Origin of the sequence: Bradyrhizobium sp. 132, from assembly GCF_023074185.1 — a bacterium.
Taxonomy (GTDB): Bacteria; Pseudomonadota; Alphaproteobacteria; order Rhizobiales; family Xanthobacteraceae; genus Bradyrhizobium.
This window is the reverse complement of the sequence record NZ_JADPKY010000089.1, coordinates 1-24,834: the sequence shown is the minus strand read 5'-3', so window position 1 is coordinate 24,834 and position 24,834 is coordinate 1. Positions and strand designations below refer to the sequence as shown.

The window sequence follows — 24,834 nt, the reverse complement described above, 5'->3', positions numbered from 1 at the left end:
AACCCGAGACGGGTCAAAACAAGGATATCGCAATGAGCACCGACGCAAGCGCGTCTTTCACAGAAAACTCTTGCCTTGGGATGCTGATCGCAGTTGGCGAAGCTACCCTTTTGCCCTTGGTTGCAATGCGCACGAAGCGCTGGTGATAGCCTGACGTTTGGCGACGTCATTCTTGTCTTAGCTGATTGGTATGTTGATTCGATTCGGAGCCATCGACTAGGTCGTTTGCCCAAATCAAAATTGAGATGGACGCAAGCTAGCAAACTCTTACATCGCCGACAAAAAGGGGGAGGTTGAGATGCGTTTGACGTCGTTTGTATTTACGTGCGCCGCTACGGTAGCAATTTCTGGGCAGGTAGCCGCCCAGCCGTCCCCGTTGTCACCGGAAGGGTATGCCGAGTTCAACCGCATTTATGGCGCGACTGCAGGACGGAAGGACCCGACGGCCGCCAAGCAGGACGAGGCACTTCGGACTTCTATAAAACTGCCCGGGCGGGCGACCTCTTTAACCCTCCAGAAATTCACTCCGAGAGAGTTCGTAAGTACGCTAAGCACGCGAGCGCAGATCGCTCAAGCGCTGACGGCGACTTCCACACCCGCCTCGGTTAATTCTCTAGCGCAACTAGCAATTTTGGCTCCGAACGGAAATATGGAGGAGCTGACCGCTAATGACTACCTGAGATTTTGGCACAAAGTGGCCCTCGATGCTACCTCGGTCGATCATATTCCTTCGGTGACGAGGCCGATCGTCTATTACCAGCAGATCGGGCCACATCGCTCCAGTCGGGCAATGGCGCTTGTGCATCTTGCCATGTTCGAGGCCGCCAATATCTATTCTGGCGCTTATCAGAGCATCATTTACGGTGTCGGGCCCGACAGTTTCATCGAATCGCCGGTCGCTGGCTCGCCTTCAAACAAGAAAGTTGCTGCCGCGATCCATCAAGCGGCCTACGATGTGTTGGCTTGGCTGTATCCTGGCCTAATCGCGTCTCGGATTGCCCCCGGACCCCTCAATTGCCGCGATCTAGCGAATGCTCCGCTAGGTGAATTCGATTTCAACCTCCAGGAGTATCGCCGATGCGCTGCAGAACTGCTCGACACCGGCAGCGCCGATTATCAGGAAGGCGCGCGCGCCGGCCATGCGGTGGCGCAGCGCCTAATTAGCCTGCGCGAGAACGACGGCTCCCAACTTTCCGAACCTGCTTTTGGCGCCGGAGAGACGCCTCGGCTCAATCGTGTTGAGGGCAAATTCCCGGCCGGACAATGGTCTCCCGATCCAGTGTCAAAGATCCAGACGGCGCTTGGCGCCTATTGGCACTATGTACGGCCCTTCGCGCTTACAAATGCGGCGGCGGTCCGACCGGCCGAGCTTGAGAAAGCCGTACTCGATACACTGGGTAGAACTGACCTACCTCTCGCCGACGCGCTGGCTACTATTCCCTCCCTCAAGGCGGTTTACGAATGGGCGGCTGAACCGCTGTACGACACCAAAGGTAAGCGGGAAATTCCAACTCAAAATAAGGATGGGCGTAGCATCGCGCAGTTCTGGGCCTATGACGGCACAGCCGGCCTCTGCGCGCCGCCGCGATTGTACAACCAAATTGTCGACGCGGTGATCGAGTCCTCGCAAATGCAACCGGCGAATAATTTTACGCCGATGCGATTGCGGCAGAACATCCAACTCAAAGAAGCGGTCGAAGTCGCTCGCTTCTATGCTCTAGTCAATATCGCTATGGCCGACGCCGCGATCGCAGCCTGGGAGGCAAAATATCACTATCAGATCGCCCGGCCCGTGACGGTGATTCGACAGGCGCAACTTAATTCGCCCGCGGCCGGTTTTCCCACGCAGTGGTTTCCGCTTGGCGCCCAGGTGAGCAATTCGGACGGCGGCCTCAACATTACCCCACCGTTCCCTGCATATCCCTCTGGCCACGCCAGCTTCGGCGGAGCTTTGTTTGGGGTGCTGCGCCAATTCTACGAGCCGGTGGGGCAGTTCAAGTTTCTCTCCGATGAGTTCAACGGATTGAACAAGGACGCGCTAAACTATGTGCGTTGCGCTCGTGACGCCAACAACATGCTAATTGACCCGTTCACTAGCCCGCAATTTTGCGATCCTCGCCCGCTGACCATGGCTTGCGCCGAGCGTGAGAACGCCGACAGTCGCCTGACCATGGGGGTGCATTATATCTTCGACGCCGACGCAGGCATCCTGCTCGGCAATAAGGTGGCGCGCGAGGTGGTCTCGAAAGTACTCAAGCCCAAAGCGGGCGCCATGCCCACAGGAACCGTCTTTTCCGCGTTCGCCGCGGACGGCCGGCAAGATCGTGACCAGACCTCACTGGTTTGCGGCGATGTGAAATGGCCGGGCAAGCTTAACGATCCGGCCGACCCCAAAGTGGGGTTTGGCTCCTTCGACGCGGTGGCGGTGAACCCCTAATCTATTGTCCAAAGCCCCCTTTGACGATCGGTATAGCGAGGCGCGCCGGCTTGCTGCCGGCGGCTCGCGAGCTTAAAGGAAGGTGTTTCACCATTTTGTGTGCTTAAGTTGCTCGCTCAGCATAGCGCGGCTGTAACGCACTCGTCCGGGCGGCACGTGCTATCTCGGAACCAATCGCTTGCTGACCTCCTTTGCTCCCTTTTCTGGTGGGCAGTTTGAAGTTGCCGCGTCGCCTCTCGCGTGTCGTCGCGCAGTTGCTAATGCGGTTTTGGGACACGTTGTCCAATTCGCCGAGGCCTCACGAGGGTTAATTGAGCGGCGGCTCCGGCAAGCCTAGCAGTTACCAGGCTGGGATAGCCGAACTGGCAATTGAGACCGGAAAAATGCATGAAAACGTAGCTCGCTAGCTTATCTGCAATTATAGCATCCGTCTCACTTGCCGGTGCACGGCACCACGCTCGGATCATAGCGCTGATGCGCCACCTCGCTGTGAACCTAACCCCACACTTTCCTCCACGGGGCCAGCAGACAAATCACGTCCTTTGGTCTTGCCGACTTAAGCGCCTCGGCGGCTTGGCGGCCGCAAGCGCGCAAACGAGCTCCTCCACTTCGTTGCGGTCCAAGGCGATGCGGCCCGCCGCCTGCGGCGCTCCTCCCGTCGCAAGAAGGCCGAGATGTCCGTGGCCGGAACTGGAGGAGGAAATAGTGAGAGTTATTTCACAAAGCGAAGTGCTACGCGCAACGAAATTCGAGTTGCAAGTTATGCTGCGCGAGATCGCGGCAAGCCTTCCGTCCCTACCGGAAGGCTCGCACGAACTGCGGACTGCTCATTACAATTTGCACAATGTCCGGCTCGCCCTAGCGCGGCCGGACTTCCGGCCGCGCTAACGGCATCACGTCGCGGCCCTCACTTTGGCCCCGAGCCGCTTCAGGTAGGAAGCGCCTTCGGACGCCTTGGCGGCGGCAGCGAAAACCGCGCGGGAATCCGACCTTCATCAGCTTTAGCCACTGCGCGAGATACGAGCGTGATCGGCACGCACATCCTGCGTGATCTGAAGCTCCGCGCCACAGGAACGCCGCGCCGATTTCAGCGACCAATTCCTCGGCGGCGTGGGCCTGACCGCCGAAGCGTTTGCCGAACGTGCGATCGAGCCTGTGTTTCGCGCCGGGTCAGCTCGTGGACAAGCGTGGCGTAATAGCCTTCGCTGCGGGACAGGGTTTCGGTGCCGCAGACATTTCCTCCGGAGGCATCTGGATACGATCGGTGGAGAGCCGGTAAAAGGCCCGGTCGCCGCCGTGCTCGATGGGCGCGCCCGTCGCTCTCACGAACGCATCGGCGCCTGCGATGCGGGCGACCGGACCGAGAGGCTCCGGCACTGGGTTCAGGGCGTAACCCTCGACCTGCGCCGCGTTGAACACCCGCGATGCGCGGGCGACACGCGGTTTGCCGTCGTCATCCGCAACGTCGGGATCGGGCTCGGCGTCGAATTCCTTGTAGAAGATCACAGGGCTCGATTTCACGCCTGCGCGAACCTGAGCGCCAAGCTCCGACCATTGTTTGTAAGTGGCCCACACGGGCGAGCTGAACCCCTTTAATTGGGCGGCGACCCAGAGACTCACGATATTGATGCCGGTATAGCCGTTCTTGGTCAGCACATTGACCGGCATGAAGAAAGCGCCGGATGATTTGCGCCAGGGTAATTATGGTCTGTCGGGATTCGCTTCGATTGCGGCCACAAGCTGGGACGTGATCTCGGATTAGCATCCTTCCGGGTGGAGACGCTGGTTGATTGAGGGGACATTGCATCGTCTTTCGCTCTTGCGAGCCTGCCGTGATTGCCGGTCTCGATGCCGAGCGAAGGCTGCGGTGCCTGACGAAGTGCCGTACGCTTCGAATCCACGGCTGGTCACAGCACTTATTGCTGTAAGCCCACAAGACTCACAGGGAATTGACGAGCATAGCTCCTGATCTCGTACGTTCAGCCTGAAGCGGATTCGAACCAAAATTGTGAAACATCGGCTTGGTATAGCTAATGGTATTCTCGGTTTGGTAAATTATAAAATTGTGAATTTTCAGTTAGTTGGTGGTATTCTTAGATTCCGGCCAGGGGCTTGCGGGTCAGGCCATGGAAACGAAGCTTGGCCGCCACCGCCTTCCTCGACCATGCCGAGGATATTCTACCACCTCTCCGACGAGAGGGATCGCCGCAGCCCGCACCCTCCGGCCAGCTGTGACATAAAGGCGCCAGGCGCTCGGCACCCTTGAAGCCACGGATCGATGGGATCATTCCAGAGCAACTCGATCGTCCCCTGAAGCACTACGACATCGCCAATAACAGAGTCGACGATCCCGTCCTGGGATTTGGAAGAGACCGCACAGAACATCGTCGCGCTGGGAATGCTTGATCACTTTCTTTCCTATACAAGTCCACGTGACCCAAGCTTTTCCCATAACGAATCAACGGTGCACTGAGTCAGTCGGAGCCCGAAGACATTGGCCAAGACCTGCTGCAGTTCGATCTTCGTTTCCAGTGTTTGTGTTTCCTTAAATTGGCTGCGAGTCAATCTGAGCTTCTTGTTAAGCAAGGTTGCACGTCCCTCCGATGTCAGCACACTCATCATGAGGACGGATGGAAAGGGCATACGGTCCCAGCGTGCGCAGATGAAGTTGGCGCCCTCGAAATCGGGTGGCAGGGCGACGGCTCGGTCAATGCCGAAAAGAGCGAACCATTCATCTTCGTTCTTGCGTTCAAGCACGAGCTCTCCACTGGCCGGGTCGGCCCGCAGACGAAACACGTCCCCGCCAACTATTTGCTGCTCATTCGCATCGATTCGTAGCGGTACAATCGGTGCCGGACCGGGAAAGCCGGCATCGGCAAGCCAGTCGCACCCCTCTATGGTCACGATCAATGCATGATGTGTGCGTGGGCCACCTGCCGAAGCCCCCATGCGCACCCTGCAAAGAATTGGCCGGACCTTGAAATCGAGTTCTTCGAGCGCCAAGCCAAACAACTTGTTCAATTCGAAGCAATAGCCGCCTCGCCGGGCATCGATAAGTTTGGCCCAGATCGAATTCTCAGTCAGATCGGGGATATCGCCCAGCAGAACATCAATGTTCTCATAGGGGATCGCTCGCATTTGAGCCTGCTGGAGCGCAAGAAGGCCATCAACCGTTGTCGGGACTTGAGCAAGGCCGATCCGATCGAGATAGGTCGCAATCTTAAATGCCATGGCACGTCCTCTGATGTCTGGATTCGTTTGATTAAGCCGCCGGAAGCGCGATGACTTCGCAGGCGACGCGTAGAAGGTGGCCATCTCTCCTATAGAAATGAAACAGCCCCAGCACTTCCGGCGACAGCCTCAGTGCCAGTATCGAGCCAACGGGCCATTTGTGCACGGCCGGAGCAGCCCGTAGGACTCCCGGTCCGCGGCGATTTGCAACGGCGATCTTCCAGCCTTGCGAATCATTTCGTCTCGCCTCGCCGCGAATGCTCCGCGTTTCGAGATCCACTGCCGCCCGCGATCCGCCATCACTAAGTAGAGAACGGCGACAGCTACCAGCTGAGGAATCGCTCTCAGCTACACCAGCAGTTTCTGCCGCGTTCAACATGACATCACCCTTGATGAATCGTAGTTACGAACCTGCAGCTCTTGCGCTACTCACGAGCGGCTGTCGCTCTTTTGGTTGCTCAGCCGACGGCAGCGATAAGGCGCCACGCCTGTATCGCGCAACCAGGCGCCCTCCGGTGGCGCGCCGGTCTGCCAGAACACGTCGATGGGGATGCCGCCACGCGGATGCCGGTAGCCGCCGACGCGCAGCCACAGTGGTTTGATCGCCCCGGCAATGCGTCGGCCGACTAGCGCTGCGCATTCATCATGCAAAGCGCCGTGTTTGCGGAACGAAGTCCTGAACTGCTTCAGTGATTTGGAGCCCACCAGTGCCTCGTCGGGCGCGTAGTCGATTACGATGAAACTCGGCTGACCGGTGACGGGCAGACCGAGGTGAATTCCGGGCAGGTGCAGCGCACGATGGCGGGCGGTCCGTCGCCGCGCCTGAGCGGCGCGTTTTCGAGGACCGCCTTATCTGGGCTTCCTGGCGTCTCGACGTGGGCGCCGACCTGTGTAAAGTTCCGGGTGGTAGGCACGGGCAACTCCTTGATGCATGCCGCCGGAAGTGCGGCCGTCGAGCCGGGCATCGCCGATGAAGTCCTCCTGATCCACTGCCGCTGCTCTCGAGTGGACGACGACATCGGAGAAGCCACCGCGATCGACGCAAGGGTGAAGCCGCAGAACCTTCCAACCCCGTTACCGCACGCCGAGAAACTTCGTGTTTGAATGATGACGCGCTCAGTCGCGTGCAGTCACCTCCTGAGTGCTCAGCTCCGCTGCCTTCTTGGCTCAACGATTGCATCCATATTGCTGGCTTGGTCGCCCCACCGATGTTGAGGGTTAGTAGTTTGTCGACGTCGGCAGGCTTGTCGACGGCCGACATCTTGGCCCAACAGGCGACGGTGCGACGGCGGGCGCCGCTGGCAAAACGCAGCAGATAGGCCGATTTCACGGCCGTATGTCTTGAGTGATACATAGGTCACGGTTTAGTCCTTGATGAGCGCCAGAAATTCGCTACGCAGTATCTTGATGTCGCGGAAACACGGCGCATGATGCTGGTCACCATAGTGGTTTCCGTCTCGCGAACGCCTCGCCACACGCACTGGTGCCGCGCCATAACCATGACGGCCAACCCCTTCGGATTAATGTGGCGCTCGAGCTCGTCTGCCAACATAATACGCTTCCTCTTGGATTGCGGGAGCGCCATGATCAAGTTGGCCACACGCACAACTTTGCTGATACCGATCACCGACACCAGGCAGCACGCCGACCCACATGCGGTGGAGCTTGTCGGGGCCGAACCATCCCGAGCCGCCGGGCCGCAATGAGCCGAACGAGGCCGAGAGAAGCGCGCGGCGGGCGCCGGCGGTGAGGCCGGCGAGATCGGGGCAACCCGGCTCGCCGATCACGAGCGTCGGTTGCGGTGTGGAAAGGTCCGGGAGGCGCATCGAAAACCCTCAATGAAAATGCCAATGACCGGAACAAAGTGGTGCGAGCACGCCGATCTCACGGTGATGGAGCCAAGCGCGTAGGTCTCTTGCAGGCAGCCCGCGTTTGGCAAGTTCCGTAGCCGCAGGGCTAGCTTCAAAGCGCTCGACGAACACCTGGCGCACGTACATCTTGGCTATCCGTTTTGCGGTCGCAGTCGTGTTGTGGTCGCGGCTAGTGTCGATAACCAAGCCTCAAGCAAGACTGCAAGTGCTGCTCGACTTCTGCTTGTATTATCTCACCCTCACCGGGCCGCAAGTATTCTGCGACATTGGCGTTTATTCCAAAGGACACGCCTGCGTCGAGCAGGCGTTTACGAGTTGCTTGCGTTGAGCTCATCAAACATCCTAGCCGGGCGCTTTGCCTCGCTCTCGCGCGAACAAGTTGATGTGCGGGCGCTTCTGCATTTCGGCAGTCCACATGATGCCCCTGGCGTCGGAACGGCCGCTTGTCGCCTCCCGATCTGCGGTTACCTGCCGCATGGCCTTGATATCCTGGATGATTTCGAGACTTCCACCGTGTCGGCAATATGGCCGGTCCAGCGATGCCATCCATTGTGCTGCCTAGCGCCTCCAACGTTCGACGAATGACGGAGTTGTTTGATGGAATAGATAGCTTTCATCTGAGCTCTTGAGTGGTGACGGCGAGAGACCGCTGTTTTTGAAATGCGTCCTTCACCGTCGCTGCAATCAACGTGCCGAAAACCGCTATCCTCGTCTTGCTGCAAGAGAACAACACCATGCGCTTTGCGCGCGCGCGCGGAAACATTTTACGCCCTGATGTCGGGGGCCGGACATTAACGTCTTCAACACGACACGGCTGAAAACAGACATAGCGGCGGCGTGAAAACATGAGCCGGTCCCTTTGCCGACCTCGCTTGCGTCTGCGCCATGTTCCTGAAAGTACATTCCGTGAAGCCTAGCCGAATCGCACGAGCTTCGTTCACAAACGCCCTCATTTATGTGACGCTTCAATAGCCTTCACTTTGCGTATCGATGCCGTCACGGAGCGTCTACCCCTTGAAAGCCGCAACAACGGCGGACAGCGCTGTTCGCTCCGTGACATCAAGGAGATCGGAGGCGCGCACGAATTCAATCAGCAAACAAGGCCCGATGGTCCCTCGGTGGGGGTCCAGTTCACTGAACGTCTTCGTTCTTCAGCGTAGGGTTGGGACTGGCCGCTTGAGGATTGGACCAAGACATTCCCGCCGCGGCAACAGTCGCGTAACGCTCTTTGCTGCGGCTGTTAGGCGGAGCACCGCGGGATGGCCCCCATTAGGCGCACCGTGCCCACCAAAGTTGACTTTTGGCGGCCGCGCTCTCGGAAGTCCGGCAGCCGGATCAGGGCGTCTGTTTCGAATCACACAGTTCGTTTGCCAATCTCGGCTAAGCCTCCTGCCCGCGAAAGAGGACTTGGTACGAGCCTTGCTTGCTGAGGCGCAAAACCATGTGCTTCGCGCGAGCCGGCGGATTACCTCCGCTCGGTGTCGGTTCCAGACATCGGATGTCTGTAACCGGACAGGGAGGAAAACAACAACATGCAACGGGCGACATCCATAATCGTCGGTCAAGGAGACATAGCATGTCCGGTGCTGCAGGCGCATTTCTGTTGCCTTCAAGCCGCTCACAAAGGCCGGTTTCCGATCAGCTCAAGCACATGGTGCCGAAGCTTGAAAACCGTGCACAGGGGGGGTTCGGCGTTGCCGCATCTATGCATGAAGAACGGTTTCAACATACAAAGTCATGCCGGCCAGCAGGCAAACTAGCAGATGTTGATTTCACTGAGCAGGACGCGCATTCCAGGCCGCATGTAGCTATAGCACACGTTCGCACTCCCTCTCACAGGGAGAAGAGTGACGCCGACTTCCAGCCCTTTGACAATCATAAAACCTCCTGCCGTCGTTTGACGGTTTGTTTGAACGGGGCTCTGGTCAACGCTGATGTGCCCATTGAAGTCTGCTTTCCTTGCTGCCGCGGGGACATGAGGGGATCGGTCTTTCTGCGTTTACGTTCGAGATGCCGCCCCCTTGGCGGGCAAAAACGCGCAGACGAGACTTCGAATAGATTGATCGCCGATCTCACCTCAACGAAAACGTCTGCAGCATGAGGCCATGATGAAACCTGCTCTTGTATTCGATTGGAACGGCACTCTCCTCGACGACGCCGACGCCTTGCTACAAACGACGAACACCATTCTGGGCCGCTTCGGCCGAGCTGCCATCGACATGCAAACTTTTCGGGATCATTTCGATGTTCCACTTTCGGTTTTTTACCGCAATCTAGGAATGTCGGAGAGTGAAATCGAAAAGGTCGATAGCCATGACAGCGCTATTTTTCACGACACTTACGAACCGCTGGCGAGCAAAGCCGAACTGCGCGAAGGCGCGCGTTGCATTTTGGAAACGGCACGTCAACAAGAGGTTCCCAGCATTATTGTCAGTAACCATATAGTCGATCCCCTTATTACCCAATTACGAAGACATGGAATCGACGATTGTGTCGCGGAGGTTCTGGCTTTTGAAAGCCGCGCTACTCAATATAAAGGCACAAGCAAAGGAGAGCGGCTTCGTCTGTATATGCGAGCATACAATCTGAACCCCAGCTCAACGTTCATCATCGGGGACATGCCGGTCGAAACGGATATTGCACGCGAACTTGGCCTGATCAGCGTAGCCATTACGGGCGGATTTGTTTCCGAGACGCGTCTGCGAGCGGCGCAGCCGGATTATCTCATCGAGGACCATCATAAGCTGCTGCCCATTCTGCAGGAGCGTGGCGTTTTTCAGAACTCATAACGACGCAGAGCATGACTGAAAACCTCTACCGTCCATGTCTTCCTGTTCTCCAGCGACGCCTTCACACTGATGGCCGAAGCATCGGCTCTGGACGGACGAGGCCCAAACGAAGGTGCGCGCCTAATTAGTATTGGCCGATAGGGGACTTCGCCGTTCGAGTTTGTCAAACTGCAACCTGACGCAGTCCGACTCAATACCCATTCCTTGCGTCGAGGTCCTTCCAGACGGGCCGCGGTCTTGAAGACGTAAGACCCGCGCCGAGAAATTTCCTCTTGTCGGGAGCGCGCTTGCCGCGGCCCTGCCGTCGAGTTCTTATCCAGGAGCGGTTAGAGCCTCGGAATTGTGCAGCGACGCGCATGCCTGAAAGCGCCCACAAAGCTGCCCAGATTACTCGCGGACCGGTGCGGCAACTTCCGCTTCAAGCTTTGGCTGGTGCTTGAAGATCGCGTAGATCAAAGCTTGCGGCGGCTGCTCGGAAGCCTCCACCAGCATCGCTTTGTCAGCGCGCGCCGAGGGAGCGAAGACTCACTTGATCACGGTCGGCGAGACCACATTTGGAAAGGTCCTCGAGACCCGCGTCCTGTGCGTTCCATTTCACGATTGGCGCGCGGGCGGCTCGTAGCGCATCCGGCCATGGCGCCGCGGCGAATCTGGTGGTGGCCTCGAGAATCGTAATGAGATACGGGCTGGTAAGCAGAACCTGGACACCGCCTTCGGCACGTCGTTCCGTTTGGATTGTGCGCACGGTTAGGTCTAGTGCTCTGATCTTGCCGACGTAGGTCAGCCGTAGCATCCCAAGCCGCTTCGCAATCCCGGGTCCCACCTGGGCGGTGTCACCGTCGATGGTTTGCTTGCCGGTAAAGATGAAGTCGGCGGTCCATGCTCCTTACGAACTTTTCGGATGGCGGCTGCCAATGCGTAAGTTATCACCAGAGTATCAGAACCAGCGAAGCGCCGGTCAGTGAGCAGAACGGCTCGATCGGCGCCGAATGTCAGCGCCTTGGGTACAATCGTCGTCCATCAAGATGCTCACGCAGCATGGACATCAAAAATAAGATTGAGGCGGATCGCCACAATGACGGCTTGGATCCGGCTGGTCGCGCCCAGCTTTCGCATCGCGTTCTTAAGATGAAAGTTCACCGTATTCTCGCTGATTTGTAATATCCTCCCGATTTCCCATGACGATTTGCCCTCTGCCACCCACCCTAGACAATCTAATTCCCGCTGTGATAGCGCAACTCTCATATTGCAGTTATCTTCCGCCGGACGTGTGATCTCCACACAAGCGGTGTGAAAGTGCCAGGCTAGTGCGTTCAGATGGCCTTTGGAATGTTGAGGATCGGCATCGTCGAACCGAGATGCAAACGATACGACCGATAATCGACCCAATGGCCCAAACAATGGTACACTCATGCCGTGCTTGAGACCGGCCTCTCTGGCCTCATCAAGTACGCGCCTTTCGTCGGGCTGTAGTTGATATTGCTCGGCGAGTTGATCCCACAGAAACGGCCGCGAAAGCGTCGGTGTCCGCCGGACCACCGGATCGATTTTGTGGTACTTTCGCTTAAAATATCGTTCACACCACTCGGGCGGCCACTTAACGGCCACGGCGGGCGGCGGATACTCCGGTAGGCGAAGTGGCTCCGCGAAATTGAGCGCTCCGTAAGAGACTTCGCTGAAGCCTTCGTCGCTGGCACAGATCACAAGAAGCTCGAAAAGCGATCGGAGGGATTGCGTTCGCGTCGCGCATTCGGTGAAGCTGAAAAGATCCATTTTGGGCGCCTCAGCGGGCTGACCCAAGAGGTCGATATTGCGCCGCTCGATTGAGCTTGTTTTAAGCGGAGGCAAGTTCCAATCCGTCGCCGAGCCGCTCCGTGGTCCCGAGCTCAACGAGCCCTGTGTCACCGCGGATGTTCGGCTTGCCGGCGAGCATGAAAAGAAGTGGGCCAAGGTCGTGCACGATCTACGGATCTGCATCGTCAGCCCCCAACTGATCTTCACCGCGCCGGCACCGACGAGAGCCGGGTCGATGAGCAGCCCAACAGACTCGCCGCGCAAGTTTGGCTTCTTGCATGAACAATGCGCGGCGTCTGGGTGGCTTAGTCGCACGCCTCCGACGCGAACAATTCTTAAGGGTTGAGCGCGACCGGCCCTCGTGGTGCAAGACGATGTTCGTCGGGGGGATACCCCGATATGCCGGCAGTCGGAAATTCTGCTTGGTGCAGAGGGCACTTTGCATACGCATCTCCGGAAGGGAGAGAACCTAGGGATGAGAACAGCAAGGGTCGTACCAGTTGCACCGCTCCAAAAAATCGGGTTTAACGACAATGACTTGAGAGAATTGGGATAGCTGCCTCGAGCGCGTGCGTTGAAGAATTCGCGACAACAGGAGGAAAGCCGACAGCGTCATTTGGCTTAATTGTTCGTGACGATTGCCTGATTGGCTTTTCTCTTGACGTGTGACCGGTGCCCTTTGTGCAAGGCACCGCTGAATCGCTCATTATTGCGTGTCGCTTGCCAATAAACTGAAAACGAGCGAAAACGTTCAAGGACAGCGCATGCAGGCTGTCTGAATCCTCTGTGAGCCGAATCCGCTCTGGCCGACCAACACATGCACTTCTGAGGCACTGACGGGAGATGAGCGCTCGTCTGTCTAGTTGCGCGCCGACGCTTCAATCTGCCACTGCGGCTGTTAGCGGCTTACCGACGTTTCTCAGGACAGCGGCGCGGCAGTTGACAAACATCTGCTTCGTGTAATTCTCGCCGAAGTAATCCAGTACGAAGGTGCCTGTATAGTCCGGATCATCGCCCACGCTGCGGATTAGGCTGTCGAGAATCTCGCCGATTTCGGGAATGCGCTCGCAGTAACGGGCACGGAGAACATTAACAGCGTTCATCGAGTGAACTGCCTCGTCGGCAACCACCTCTCTCAGGCAACGAAGGAAGCTGCTGCCAAGTCCGGCATAGAACTCTCTATCCGCAGCATAGGCGCGGCAAGTACACATCTCATCAAATGCGATCATAACGATCAGAGAGAATTCGTCCTTCAAGTATTCATTGATTGCAGAAAAACTATGCGATCGAGCCTCCAATCTGTCTCGAAGATCTTTTTCGGATTCACCAGCGACAAGCTCCATGATCCGGATGAAACTATCGGTGTGACGCTCTTCATCCGTGGCCCAGGCACTAATAAACGCCTCAGCTTCGTTGGTGGCGATCAGATTCCGGTTGTACACTTCTTGTTTTAAGTGCCTCGCATCGTATTCAGTATACAACTCTGGCCACAACTTGTCCCGACGTGCGCGCACAGTCGAAGGTCCGGCCGTGAACATCGCCGGCGTCAACTCATCGAAAATGTCTTTTGGATTCCAGTTCCGTCGAATCGGCGCAATCATCCGACTGTCCTTCTCTGCGAGCAGCCTGGCAGACGGCGCTCGCAAAGCACACTTGCTCCACACCAAGTATGCTGTCGCCCCCTCGTTTTGGTGGGCAATTTCGAGACGCAACTCATCAAACGGTTTGACACTCGCGATCATCAACAGAAGCTCATGGGGGACGGTCAACGTTTTATAATTCGCGTGTAGTGTAGGCTGCGGCATCCCATCGCTTTCTTTGCAAACCGCTCCCTTTGCTTGCGCGGCAGGCGAACTGGGGGTCGCGGCGGCTTCCCGGCGTGCGTCAAAGCAGATAGCCGACTGAAGGAATTCTGGCCGATTTGGTGGCCGGCCGCAGGAGCTTCGCTCGGATGTGAAGGAGCATGAGCCAAGCTGGGCCCATCAGCTATGACGGGTAAACCGGGCTTGACCTCCCAACGCCTTTGACCGCCCCTTTTGACCCTGGCTGTGTGAAAACGCCTTGTCTGCTATGATTCCCGCACTGAATCGGCGGGGGCTGGGCATGAGTCGCTTCGTTCAAGGGGCTGATCGCGGGCAATCGACTTTGTTGCCGGAATGCCTGGATGACTGGGTTTTAGATGACCATCCGGTTCGCGTGATCGACGCCTTCGTTGCGGCCCTCGATCTGGCTGAACTTGGGTTCGGTGGCGTTGAGCCTGCCGGCACAGGTAGGCCGTCGTATCATCCGGCCGCGCTCTTGAAGCTCTACATTTATGGTTATCTCAACCGTGTGCATTCGAGCCGCCGGCTCGAGCGTGAAGCTGGCCGCAACGTCGAAGTGATGTGGCTGCTCGCCCGGCTTGCGCCCGATCACAAAACGATTGCCGATTTCCGCAAGGACAATGGTCTCGGCATCAGAAAAGTCTGCGCGCGCTTCGTCGAGGCGTGCCGCAAGATGGGGTTGCTCGCGGCAGCCAGCGTCGCCATCGACGGCAGCAAATTCAAAGCAGTCAATAATCGCGATAAGAACTTCACGCGCGGCAAAGTCGAGCGGCGGCGCACGCAATTGGAAGAGAGTGTTGCGCGCTATCTCGCTCAGCTCGATATCGCCGACCGGCAGGATTCGTCGGAAACGCTGGAATTAGAAAAGACGCGGATCAAAGAACGGCTCGAAAATCTGGCCGTTGAAATGGCGAAACTCGCAGCCATTGAAAAACAGGTTCTGGCGTCGCCCGATCAGCAGATATCGTTCACGGATCCTGACAGCCGTTCGATGGCCACGAGCGGCCGTGGTTCCGGCATCGTCGGCTACAACGTGCAGACGGCGGTCGATACAGAAAACCATCTGATCGTCGCGCACGAGGTGACAACAAGTGGCTCAGACCGGTCACAACTTGCAAACATAGCACAGCAGGCCAAAGCCATTCTTGAGGCCGACACGCTCGATGTTGTCGCCGATCGCGGCTACTTCAAGGGCGAAGAAATCCTGGCGTGCGAGCAATCTGGCATCACGGTGACGTTGCCTAAGCCGATGACATCAGGTGCGAAGGCTTCTGGGCCCTTCGGCAAACAGGACTTTGCTTATCTGCCAGATGAGGATGTTTATCGCTGGCCGGCCGGTAAGCAACTCAAATATTATTATACCAGCGAGGAAGACGGCCAGAAGCTGCGCAACTATTGGACGAACGCCTGCAAAACCTGTCCACTCAAATCGAAGTGCACGCCGAGCCCGCAACGTCGTATCAAGCGGTGGGTGCACGAGGACGTTCTCGAACGCGCTCAGGCGCGGCTCGACAAGAATCCAAACGCCATGCGCACACGCCGCGAGACCGTCGAGCATCCGTTCGGCACACTGAAGATGCGCATGGGCGCGACGCACTTCTTGTGCGTGACGCTGCCGAAAGTAGCGACCGAGATGGCGCTGTGCGTGCTCGGCTACAATCTGACACGCGTGCTGAACATCGTCGGGATGAAACCGCTGCTGGCGGCGGTAAAGGCGTGATACGGGCGCTGGCGCGCGCCTTGCGAGTCATCGGGCGGGTGAAAGAGCCCGACATTGCGTCAGGATGAGTTCTGGTCGAGTGGCCGTAAACTTTACCCAAATTGATCGGATTGCGGTAGCCTGAGCTCAACCGCGCTGGTCCGCGTCATGCAACAGTGTTTTTACACGACCAAGACCCGATCCAGGCGTTCAGCCCTGACGACATCGTTCGCGGCATGGCGCCCCGCGGCTGCCAAGGAGATTCTCGAACTCCATTTGAAGCGGCCTACGCCATTCTACGCGCAGGTGGCGGTGGCGCGCGATGCTCCACATTGAATGATTTCACTTCGCAGGGAGTTGCGAGGGGTCGGCCTGCTTCTGGAGTAGCAATCCGAGCTCGCGTGCCTTCTTCCTTACTGAGGTGACATGGCGATCGAGCCCCGGCTATGTCGAAGGCCACGCGAATGGCCAAAGCAGGAGGCGCAGCGATTGATAGCTCTCGCGCGTCAGAAAACCTGCGCCGTCGGACCCGGTATCTGGGTTGGACTCCGCCCGGCGCCGACAGTGCGGTCGCGATGTGTGTCTCTGTCCTAATTCCCACATTTGCGAACAAAAGCGCAGCCGTTTGTCGCCCCTCGGACAGACGGGCCAAATCCGCTCGGCTCCAACTTCACTATTGGAAGCAGTCATCGGTTGGGAGACGAAATGGAACATTTCCTATTAATTGAGATGACGCGCGACAAATATGTCGAGCGGTGCAAGCAGCGGGCTTTCGATCATCTCGACCGAGCTGATGTTAGGAACTCGGTCGCCTCGTTTGTGCGCAATATGAACGCGCTTCCCGATTCCGAGTTGCCAAACTACTTGGCAATGCTTGGCGGTTCGCTTCTGACGGCGAACGATGCGCTCGGCCGGAGAACGCTCATTGAAGGATTGAGGTGATGGTCCGATGATCAAGCCAGCGAGGGTCTGGGCCCGGTCAATTTCTTGGGGAGGGGATGGCGCACTACCGAGCTTACCTTTTGGATCACGACCGCCACGTTATAAGCGTGGCCAATTTGCAGTGTGCCGACGAGCAAAAAGCACGGGAACGTGCTCAGCAGCTAGTTGATGCCAACGACATCGAGCTATGGCAACTCGACGGACGTATTGCGGTGTGTTTGAAGCCGCCACAAGCCGAGCCTCGCACGTGGCAGGACAGGCAAGACCGCGGCGCCCTACAGACAAACGAAACGTGCGTGAAAGTTAAGCGCGCGTCTCAGTCCTAGGCTTCGGTTGATTACGGATCACAGGCGCGGGATAGCTGGGGAAGACGCTCGGCATGGGCTGCGAGTTGCCGACATAGCGATTGACCACGCGGAAGATGACTCTTGAGCACTCCGACACGGAGCAGGTTTGCGGGCGCGGTCAACTACCAACCCTCGCAATTGATCTAGATGACGGAAGCATGTCACCTATCGATTGATGAAACGGCCGGTCTACACGTTAGGCCCGTCATCACAAGGAATTGGCATGAAAGACCGATTAGCATCTGTTCGCGCCAACGGCCCTGATCAATCCGCTGGTTCCTCACCTGCTGAAATGCTGCGGGCCGAAATCTGCTGCCGCAGAGAGCTATCGTTCCTCATGGAAGCGCATGATGGTCTCTCCGCCGCAATCGCTGAGCGCGCGGGGTTCAAAGGCCTCTGGGCGTCCGGCCTGTCAATTGCCTGCTCCCTGGGCTACCGCGATGCCAACGAAGCGTCGTGGAGCCAACTCGTAGATGTAGTCGAGCGGATCGTGGACTCGAGCGGACTGCCTGTGCTCGTTGACGGAGATGGCGGCTTCGGGAATTTCAACAATGCGCGCCTCGTGACACGCAGGCTCCGTCAGCGTGGAGCAGCCGGCGTGGCGCTCGAGGACAGTTGCTTTCCTAAGATGAACTCGTTTGTTGGGCATCGGCACCCCCTCGCCGATATCGACGAATTCTCTGGCCGCCTCCGGGCAGTGAAGGATACAGTCGCGGACGACTTGATCTTGGTGGCAAGGATCGAGGCGTTGATCGCTGGGCATGAGATGGACGAAGCACTTTCGCGCGCTCACGCCTACGCCGACGCGGGAGCCGACGCGATCCTCATTCATTCGCGAAGGAGCACCGCGGACGAAGTCCTTTCGTTCGCGCGCGCTTGGCAGAACAGACTGCCGGTCGTGATCGTTCCGACGAAATACTATCGAACACCGATTTCTGTATACCGAAACGCCAGCATCTCTACGGTGATCTGGGCCAACCAGTCTATGCGAGCGGCAATAGCGGCAATGCGTCAAGTCTGCGGTCGCATCATCGCTGAGGAAAGCACCGCGAGCATTGAGCCGCACATCGCTACTCTCGAGGAAGTCTTCGAACTGTTCAAGTACGACGAACTCGCCCGTGCGGAAACGCGATATTTGCGTCCCGACGCTGAACTGCGCAAATAGGGTTTCGTCGACACAGGGGCGCATTTTCGTTGTCCACCTACTGTCCTGGACTTCCTCCTAGCTGGCCAAGTTCAACTGCAATCTCAAATGCCTAATCATTGCACTGAGATGTCCTGAGATAGCGTAGCCCGCCTCACTCAACCGAAATGCGCAGTTTGCCATCTCGGCAGCTCGAGGCACCGGATCCAGCGCCTCCCTTCTCTCTGGTGAAAGGACCGACGAGAACCATTTGTCTGTCTTAACGCTTGGGCTCCATTTTCAGATGGCTCCGGCAGACCTGATCTCGCTTCAGCACGCCTAAGCTGGCGCCGAAGAAGTCCGTCGGTGTTTCACCTTAGAGGCGCGACGAAAAAGGAACTAAACTGTGACCGATGCTCCCAAGAACGCCATCATTCTGGCCGCTGGCTGCGGCTCTCGCCTGCGTCCTCTGACAGATCTGCGGCCGAAGTCGCTGGTCGAGGTCAACGGCACTTCGATTCTTCACAACGCTCTGCACAATCTGGAAGCTGTCGGCGTGGAAGAGGTGACGATCGTGGTGGGCTACCGCAAAGACGCCATTCAATATGCCTGCGGTAGCAACTTTGGCGAGCTCAAAATCAAATATGTCGAGTCGACCGTCTTCGACCGCACCGGAAGCGCCTATTCTTTGTGGCTGGCGCGCGACGCTCTTATCTCCGGAGACTGCTTTCTTCTCGAGGGCGACGTCTTTTTCGAAGAGGATGCGCTGCGACACTTGATGGTCTGTCGGGGGACCGACGTAGCTGCAGTCGTTCCCTTCGATGATTCAATGGAAGGGTCGGCCGTCCTGTTGTCGCAGAACGGCTTCATCTCAGGTTTTCGACTGAAGCAAACCGCGGCAGATCTTGTTGCGGATGGCCCAAAGCTTTTCAAGACGATGAATCTCCTACGGCTTTCGGCGCCGACACTCAAGGCAACGATCGTTCCGACACTGGACGATATCATCGCCGCTGGAGCTAGGCAGACCTACACTGAAGAACTTTTGGGTTATCTGATAGAGAGGCGAGGCCTACAGCTCGCCGCGGCGCGATGCGACGGCCTCAGCTGGTACGAAATTGATAATGCTGACGATTTGGAGATTGCCGAGCGCATTTTCAAGGACCGAACGAATGCCTACGCGGCGAGACGTGATTTGCAAACGAGGTGAGAGTTCAATGTTGAAATACCTTTGGGATCCAGCGAACGCGATAACGATCACAGGTCTTCTCTTTTCCTCCGCCAGCCTGTTTTTAGCTCTCTCTGACCGCCTGGAGCTATCTGTGGCAGCGGCGCTTTGGGCTGTTCTATCGGACCACCTGGACGGGTTTGTGGCAGGTCGCACGAAAGGTCGGGATCCAGATGTCGCAAAAATGGGAGCGAGCCTCGACGGGTTTGCAGATATCGTCTATGGAGCCGTTGTGCCTGCGGCAGTTGTGGTGCAAGTCAGCCAAGCTTCACAACTCGCGTTTGCGACCGCAACCGCTCTACTGGTGACGGGAGCAATAAGGCTTAGCTACTTTGCGAACTTTGGCAGGTCGCGTGATGGACGGTTCTTGGGCATCCCCTTATCATACGACGTGCCGCTCCTGGCGCTTCTATTTCTTTTTAAGCCTCTTATTCCTGCTGAAGCATTTCCGCACGTCGTGAACATTGCCTTCTTGCTGCTCGCTATAGCGCATGTCGCGCCTCTTCGCGTGCCACCACTCAGCGCAACAATGTATACGGCAATAAGCATCTTCGCCGTCGCGTCATCGGTGGTTTTAGCCAGTCGCTCCTTTTGATTGCGGATGGAAGTATGATCCAGCGACTGGCCTTCTTGGGCTTGCAGGCTTCACTCCATGCAGCTCACATGATGACGTGTAGTCTCGTCAACCGCGGCGTGCACCAGACTTGTTGCCGAGAACATCTCCGCACGGATCGGCACTGCTCGATGCTTGTTCGCCGGGAGCTTGTCGGGAGATCGCGACCAGCCTACGATTTTCGTTTGCCCTGAAATGTTGAGCTAGTCGCACTCATGAACACCGCAGCACAAATCGCCGTAACCCTTAGGCCGGACGGGGTTTCTGACCTGGTCAACCGATTCCCCGGCGGCTATTGGAAATATGACATCAAGGACTTCGTCCTTCTGGTAAATCCATATTTTCCGCCGCAGGCGTTCCTTGACGAACTTAAGAACGCTCTACCGCGGCTTATTACTTGCTATCCCTCTCCTAATGCGCAGCTGGTCCAGCTTCTTGCGGATGCGGTGAAGACGCCGGCTAATAATCTTGTCATTTGCAATGGTGTGGCTGAACTGATTCCCATCCTCCTTGGCCGACTGGGTATGCGGATTGCTGTCCCGGTCCCAACCTTCAATCCCTATGAAACCACAGCCTTGCCCGGGCGGTTGTCACGCTTTTTCCTGTCACCGCCAGATTTTGAACTCGATGTGCACCGCTATGCAGCATTTGCGCGTGCAAATGGTGTCGACGGCGCAGTCGTGATATCGCCGAATAATCCCACCTCGCGGATGGTTTCCTATGCGGATCTACTATATCTGGCTTCCGCGCTTCGAGCTCAACAGCAACTCCTACTGATCGATGAGTCATTTATCGAGTTTAGTGCGCTCGGGCGAAGTGCAAGCCTGGAAAATCACTTGCTGGAATTTCCCAATGTGATCGTTCTCAAAAGTCTTGGAAAGATTTACGGGACATGCGGGTTACGGATCGGGTATGCGGCATCAGCAAATGTACAGACGATGGACGAAATCAGAGCCGCCCTCCCCACGTGGAATGTTAATACGTTTGCTGAGTTTTTTCTAAGCAAGCTTCCTCACCTGGCGCACGCTGCAAAGCAGAGTTGGATGAGGGTGGGCAGCGACAGGGACAAACTATACGCAGACCTGCGCAGCATCGACGGAATGAGAGTTCTGAAGCCCGACGCAAATTTCGTGTTCTGCGAGCTCCCGCCCCATTGGCCGGATGGAGACGTAATCGCCTCAATACTTTTAAGAGATAGACGGATATTGGTCAGGCACAATGGCGGCAAGACGCTTCAGAATGGCAAACGATTCTTGCGCATCGCAAGCCGCACTGAAGACGACAATAGGCTTTTGGTGGAAGCACTGAAAGACATCTCTGATTAGCACAACCGGCGCCGGTACTAAGCCTTCTCATGGCTGATCCAGAAGGAAAGAAACTTTAGTTGGGGGCCAGAGCTGCAATCACAGAACACTCCATTACTCGGTCGAGCGGAATCAAAGCAGATCAAGGCCCCGCGGCAGCCACATCGCGGTTCTCTTCGCGCGGTCGGCGACCACAATCTTCCAGCGCGGATCGGCTATGTACAGCACTCTTCATCCTGACCTAATCTGGTATGTGACACAAGAGCGCGTCCGCGCTGGCGGACGGAAGTCCGCCACGCTCGACTAATAAGGCGCGAAACTTGCCCCATCGGGTCACATGCCCATCCTCAAGCCACGCACACTGACTCTGCTGTCCAAGTGCGAGCGTCGTTCTCCCGGACAAGCCTCATCATTTCCACCTTCGCGATGTTCTACCTCGCCCACCGGGCGTTGACCGTCTGAAAGCGGATTCTCCCGATTCTCGGAACGAGGTATCTGCATTAAGTCGTCATGCGCTCGTCTATTGGTGTTGCCATCTCGTAGTCCGCCTGCCTCATGCCACGAGCGACAGCTTCCGTTCCTTGTAGTCTCGCCCTCAACAATCGATAATCCTTAGTAACTCCGCTGTCCCGTTGCGCCCCTTGGCCGACGCGATGCCGAGTTCGGCCAGGTGCCCGCGCAGTGCATTGCTCAACATTGGTAGGCTGGCGCACCAGCGATTGTCGGGTCCGGTGCGGCATCAAAACGGCTGCTGCTCCGTCGTCTCTTGACCGGGACAAAACGCATCGACGGCCGCGTCACAGCCTCACAGATTGCAGCCGCATCATTCGCATCGTTCTTACTGCGGTTGAGGTAGGCCTTCACATAGCTCGGAGGTGTCAGTCTGACCGTATGTCCAAGCGCCTGAAGTTCGCGGCCCCAATGATGCTCTGACGGTCATGCTTCGATCCCAACCAAACAACGTGGCTGCTGGCAACAATACTCCAGCACCTTTGCCCGACTTACCCGCTTCATCAGGACCGCGCGCGTGACATCGATCCGATGCACCTGGAACAGCGACTTCGCCAAATCCAGACCAATCGTGCTAACCTAGCCCATGGACGGCTCCCTCAACGGGCAGATCACGCTTCCCAGCACGCCCGGCATGTTCCGGCGGTACCAAGTTGGTCGGCTTGGCGATGTCAGGCGTGCTGAGCAACATCGCCGATGTCCCGACTGGTCACAAGTATGAACTGCAGATGAGGCAGTGACGACCATCTTCGAGACCGACCGGTCCAGTGGCCCGCCGCAGCCTTGAGCAGCGGCATGCCATCGAGCGCCGGTTCGTCGGGCTCGACCAGATACGTCAGCAAGGCGCCAGGTGTATTGCGTTTGATTTTAGCCAGATCAGCGCGGCGGTGGTGACGATTACTCACAGTGATACCTCGTCGTCTCCCGCATTCGTTTCTGTCACCCAGTTTGTCGTCGTAGCAAGCCATCTGGTGGTGCCTTGCGTGGTGGGCGTGGCGCGCGGCGGTGCATCATGCTGTAACGCTAGCTGTAACGCCAAACGCTCGCGGCATGCGCGCGTTCTGCACGCCCCCGAACAGAACCGCGAGCTGGAGCGCTGCAGCGTTTAAGCCCTGCCGCACTGCTCGCACGTCCTGCACCGTTCCGGAGGACTCTCGCCCTCGTCACGAACGTGGAAGACACGGCGGCTCGTGTGTCGGGCATCGAACCTGAACTCACGACGACGCTCCGGCAAAACACCCACACGCTGGGATAACCGTTGCCGAGCGCAAACAGCTCACCCGTGTTCGGATCGAGCCGATAGGCCGAGGCGTCGATCGTAACCCCGTCGACGACCACGCTCGCAATTGCCGCCACCCGCGTCCGGTCAAGAACAAGCTTCTCCGGCGCGACGTCATACTGCTCGTGCCAAAAGGTCTCGACCGCGGTCTCCCGCACCAGGCGGAAGCCCAGCGCGGCCTCGATGTCGTCTGAGGCCTCCTCAATCTTCTCCTGAAGGATAGGGTCGCTGGTCGTGGTCCCGCTCGGAATGCCGAGTTCCAATTTCACCCGTTCCAGCGTGGTCAGCGCGGTATCTGACGGGGGCGATGCGACTGTGACGATCGATCTCATGCGGCCTCTGGGTGGTTAATCGACGAGCAGCGGTGGGCTGACGTGTGACTGCTGACTCGCCTCGATTCAGAACGGCACAGCCGGGGTCAAAATCTCAAACGAGGTAAATGCCGCCAAGCCCAACCGCTCGGCGCCCAGAGGGAGCGGCTTGCGTCAACATCCGGGAATTCTGCGGCCGACAAGCGGCTTGGAACGACTTCCCGATTGCAAAGTTTTCCCGTTGCCCTTTGCCAGCGGGTGGCTGCCTTTCCCAAGGGGCAGCCTCAAGACAGCCCCAGCTTCACCGCCCTGAAGCTGGGGTCCTTTTGCTCTCTCAATGGTCTCGGACCGCGCTGACCGAAGCAGCCACCCTGCGGCAATTAGCCTGACGTATTGAAATCCGATATTTACCCATGATAGTTTTGACTTTTACGCTCGCGCTATTTGCTCTGAAGCCGTCCTGATAGTGCTTTTTGTGCTGGGGAGGACATTATGCGAAGCTCTCGCCCAATCTTTTGTGCCCAACGACTTAGTGAACTCATTTCTCAGCTCTCAGAGTTGGAAGATCTTCGAGATCTGGTCGAAGAAGCTGAGCGAAGCGCCCGAGGTGTGCCTCCACTACGCTTGACACATCCTCCGTCGCGCCGCGTTCGACGTGGTGAACGGGTCGCTTTGTCTGTTCGCCTCCGTCGCCACGCGCCATTAAGGGGGAATGCAGGAGCTATCAGCTCCCCCTGACAACGACAACCAAGTCGATTGGGCTTTGCCGGAGCCATTCCCCGACGGATGGTGGGCTTCCTCCTAAGGCTCTCCAAACGTTGGCTTGACCAAGAGATCGTTCGAATGCTGGTGGACTACCCACCGTGAGAAGACACCTGACAGCCCTGTCGGACTATTCTTATCGTGGCCGTAGCCCATGCAACAGAAGGGCCGTTCGCCAATGGACGAATTCGCGATGCTTCTCGCCGAGCTGGACCGGTGCAAGGCGGAATTTCAGCACCTGCAGAACGAACTCAATCTCACGACCGGCGCCGGGCCGACCGACATAGTAGCGCTTCAACACGCGGCCCGCCGGATGAGCGGCATCGCAGCCCGCCTCGAGGCTTTGACGCGCGCGATCTCGAAAGGTACGGCCAGCGGAGTACATTGAGCACTCCCCTCCCTTCCCTTGAAGAGAGCGAGCCGACATCCCTGAGGGAATGGACGTGACAAACCCTCTATCGGTGGTAGTGTTCATCCATCATGGTAGCCGCGCGGGCAAGTTAAATGCCCGCACCAATCGAAGGCCTTTTTTCATTTTTCGTTTTAGTGGCCCTCATCGCTGGGGGGTATTCCTATTTGCCGTTGTTGCTTATGTCCTTAATCACACCAATATTGTCGGCCTGGCGATCAATGCTGGGTTGGTCGGGCTAGGAATATGGGCAATTGTGACTTGGCTGACCTGCCCCTGCCGATTTCCTCCGGTTGAAGTTAGAGTCCGGCCTTCTGAAGGACGGACAGATGAAGCGAGCCAGGTTTACGGAAGAACAGATTATC

Annotated in this window: 15 protein-coding genes and 4 pseudogenes; 10 read left to right on the top strand and 9 right to left on the bottom strand. The window is 57.4% G+C overall.

The features are described 5' to 3' along the window. Positions 1-298: 298 nt before the first annotated feature. Positions 299-2,437: a vanadium-dependent haloperoxidase gene (locus IVA74_RS14895; RefSeq protein ID WP_247344859.1), complete on the top strand. Its 2,139-nt coding sequence runs from the start codon at positions 299-301 to the stop codon at positions 2,435-2,437. A gap of 858 nt (positions 2,438-3,295) precedes the next feature. On the opposite strand, the pseudogene IVA74_RS14890 reads toward IVA74_RS14895, so the two are convergent. The 3 genes and pseudogenes from IVA74_RS14890 to queF form a co-directional block, all read right to left on the bottom strand. Then, positions 3,296-4,105: pseudogene (locus IVA74_RS14890) on the bottom strand (ArdC-like ssDNA-binding domain-containing protein). 750 nt (positions 4,106-4,855) lie between these two features. Further along, positions 4,856-5,668 (bottom strand): arylamine N-acetyltransferase, encoded by an 813-nt coding sequence (locus IVA74_RS14885; protein WP_247344856.1) that lies wholly within the window; start codon positions 5,666-5,668, stop codon positions 4,856-4,858. 429 nt (positions 5,669-6,097) lie between these two features. Further along, positions 6,098-6,582: pseudogene (gene queF / locus IVA74_RS14880) on the bottom strand (preQ(1) synthase). A 3,062-nt stretch (positions 6,583-9,644) separates the two neighbouring features. Here queF and IVA74_RS14875 point away from each other — a divergent pair. Further along, positions 9,645-10,328: an HAD family hydrolase gene (locus IVA74_RS14875; RefSeq protein ID WP_247344853.1), complete on the top strand. Its 684-nt coding sequence runs from the start codon at positions 9,645-9,647 to the stop codon at positions 10,326-10,328. Positions 10,329-10,715: 387 nt separating this feature from the next. Here the strand turns inward: IVA74_RS14875 and IVA74_RS14870 are convergent. The 3 genes and pseudogenes from IVA74_RS14870 to IVA74_RS14860 all read right to left on the bottom strand — a co-directional run. Next, positions 10,716-11,336 (bottom strand): annotated as a pseudogene (locus tag IVA74_RS14870) (nitrogen fixation protein FixA); the annotation flags it as partial. A 21-nt stretch (positions 11,337-11,357) separates the two neighbouring features. Next, positions 11,358-12,101, bottom strand: coding sequence for a LuxR family transcriptional regulator (locus tag IVA74_RS14865; RefSeq protein ID WP_247344850.1), 744 nt, complete (start codon positions 12,099-12,101; stop codon positions 11,358-11,360). 899 nt (positions 12,102-13,000) lie between these two features. Next, positions 13,001-13,864 carry a hypothetical protein gene (locus tag IVA74_RS14860; RefSeq protein WP_247344848.1) on the bottom strand — a complete coding sequence of 288 codons (864 nt, stop codon included), beginning with the start codon at positions 13,862-13,864 and terminating at the stop codon, positions 13,001-13,003. A 361-nt stretch (positions 13,865-14,225) separates the two neighbouring features. On the opposite strand from IVA74_RS14860, the gene IVA74_RS14855 reads away from it, so the two are divergent. From IVA74_RS14855 to IVA74_RS14830, 6 genes are all read left to right on the top strand, one after another. Beyond that, positions 14,226-15,665, top strand: coding sequence for an IS1182 family transposase (locus IVA74_RS14855; RefSeq protein WP_247344844.1), 1,440 nt, complete (start codon positions 14,226-14,228; stop codon positions 15,663-15,665). 684 nt (positions 15,666-16,349) lie between these two features. Then, entirely contained in the window at positions 16,350-16,586 is a 237-nt protein-coding gene (locus IVA74_RS14850; RefSeq protein ID WP_247344841.1) for a hypothetical protein, read from the top strand. Positions 16,587-17,225: 639 nt separating this feature from the next. Beyond that, positions 17,226-18,098, top strand: coding sequence for a phosphoenolpyruvate mutase (gene aepX, locus IVA74_RS14845; RefSeq protein WP_247344930.1), 873 nt, complete (start codon positions 17,226-17,228; stop codon positions 18,096-18,098). A gap of 364 nt (positions 18,099-18,462) precedes the next feature. After that, on the top strand, positions 18,463-19,263 hold the full coding sequence (locus IVA74_RS14840; protein ID WP_247344838.1) for a phosphocholine cytidylyltransferase family protein: 801 nt from the start codon (positions 18,463-18,465) through the stop codon (positions 19,261-19,263). A 7-nt stretch (positions 19,264-19,270) separates the two neighbouring features. Further along, on the top strand, positions 19,271-19,876 hold the full coding sequence (locus tag IVA74_RS14835; protein WP_247344834.1) for a CDP-alcohol phosphatidyltransferase family protein: 606 nt from the start codon (positions 19,271-19,273) through the stop codon (positions 19,874-19,876). A gap of 233 nt (positions 19,877-20,109) precedes the next feature. After that, positions 20,110-21,219: a histidinol-phosphate transaminase gene (locus IVA74_RS14830; RefSeq protein ID WP_247344831.1), complete on the top strand. Its 1,110-nt coding sequence runs from the start codon at positions 20,110-20,112 to the stop codon at positions 21,217-21,219. A gap of 604 nt (positions 21,220-21,823) precedes the next feature. Here IVA74_RS14830 and IVA74_RS14825 read toward each other — a convergent pair. The 3 genes and pseudogenes from IVA74_RS14825 to IVA74_RS14815 all read right to left on the bottom strand — a co-directional run. Continuing rightward, a pseudogene (locus IVA74_RS14825) lies at positions 21,824-22,212 on the bottom strand (transposase); the annotation flags it as partial. Between the two features lie 167 nt (positions 22,213-22,379). Then, positions 22,380-22,613, bottom strand: coding sequence for a hypothetical protein (locus IVA74_RS14820; RefSeq protein ID WP_247344827.1), 234 nt, complete (start codon positions 22,611-22,613; stop codon positions 22,380-22,382). Between the two features lie 118 nt (positions 22,614-22,731). Further along, positions 22,732-23,319 (bottom strand): hypothetical protein, encoded by a 588-nt coding sequence (locus IVA74_RS14815; protein ID WP_247344824.1) that lies wholly within the window; start codon positions 23,317-23,319, stop codon positions 22,732-22,734. Positions 23,320-24,238: 919 nt separating this feature from the next. Between IVA74_RS14815 and IVA74_RS14810 the strand changes: the two genes are divergently transcribed. Together IVA74_RS14810 and IVA74_RS14805 are read left to right on the top strand one after the other, a co-directional pair. Beyond that, positions 24,239-24,448: a hypothetical protein gene (locus tag IVA74_RS14810; RefSeq protein ID WP_247344821.1), complete on the top strand. Its 210-nt coding sequence runs from the start codon at positions 24,239-24,241 to the stop codon at positions 24,446-24,448. 49 nt (positions 24,449-24,497) lie between these two features. Continuing rightward, positions 24,498-24,834, top strand: a 337-nt coding sequence (locus IVA74_RS14805; protein WP_247344818.1) for a hypothetical protein, incomplete at its 3' end; no start/stop codon positions are given.

Excerpts from the sequence above, each read along its gene's own strand:
- IVA74_RS14895 (WP_247344859.1), top strand. The coding sequence starts at position 299 with ATGCGTTTGACGTCGTTTGTATTTACGTGCGCCGCTACGGTAGCAATT.
- IVA74_RS14885 (WP_247344856.1), bottom strand. The coding sequence starts at position 5,668 with ATGGCATTTAAGATTGCGACCTATCTCGATCGGATCGGCCTTGCTCAA.
- IVA74_RS14875 (WP_247344853.1), top strand. The coding sequence starts at position 9,645 with ATGATGAAACCTGCTCTTGTATTCGATTGGAACGGCACTCTCCTCGAC.
- IVA74_RS14865 (WP_247344850.1), bottom strand. The coding sequence starts at position 12,101 with ATGGATCTTTTCAGCTTCACCGAATGCGCGACGCGAACGCAATCCCTC.
- IVA74_RS14860 (WP_247344848.1), bottom strand. The coding sequence starts at position 13,864 with ATGATCGCGAGTGTCAAACCGTTTGATGAGTTGCGTCTCGAAATTGCC.
- IVA74_RS14855 (WP_247344844.1), top strand. The coding sequence starts at position 14,226 with ATGAGTCGCTTCGTTCAAGGGGCTGATCGCGGGCAATCGACTTTGTTG.
- IVA74_RS14850 (WP_247344841.1), top strand. The coding sequence starts at position 16,350 with ATGGAACATTTCCTATTAATTGAGATGACGCGCGACAAATATGTCGAG.
- aepX (WP_247344930.1), top strand. The coding sequence starts at position 17,226 with ATGCTGCGGGCCGAAATCTGCTGCCGCAGAGAGCTATCGTTCCTCATG.
- IVA74_RS14835 (WP_247344834.1), top strand. The coding sequence starts at position 19,271 with ATGTTGAAATACCTTTGGGATCCAGCGAACGCGATAACGATCACAGGT.
- IVA74_RS14830 (WP_247344831.1), top strand. The coding sequence starts at position 20,110 with ATGAACACCGCAGCACAAATCGCCGTAACCCTTAGGCCGGACGGGGTT.
- IVA74_RS14815 (WP_247344824.1), bottom strand. The coding sequence starts at position 23,319 with ATGAGATCGATCGTCACAGTCGCATCGCCCCCGTCAGATACCGCGCTG.
- IVA74_RS14810 (WP_247344821.1), top strand. The coding sequence starts at position 24,239 with ATGGACGAATTCGCGATGCTTCTCGCCGAGCTGGACCGGTGCAAGGCG.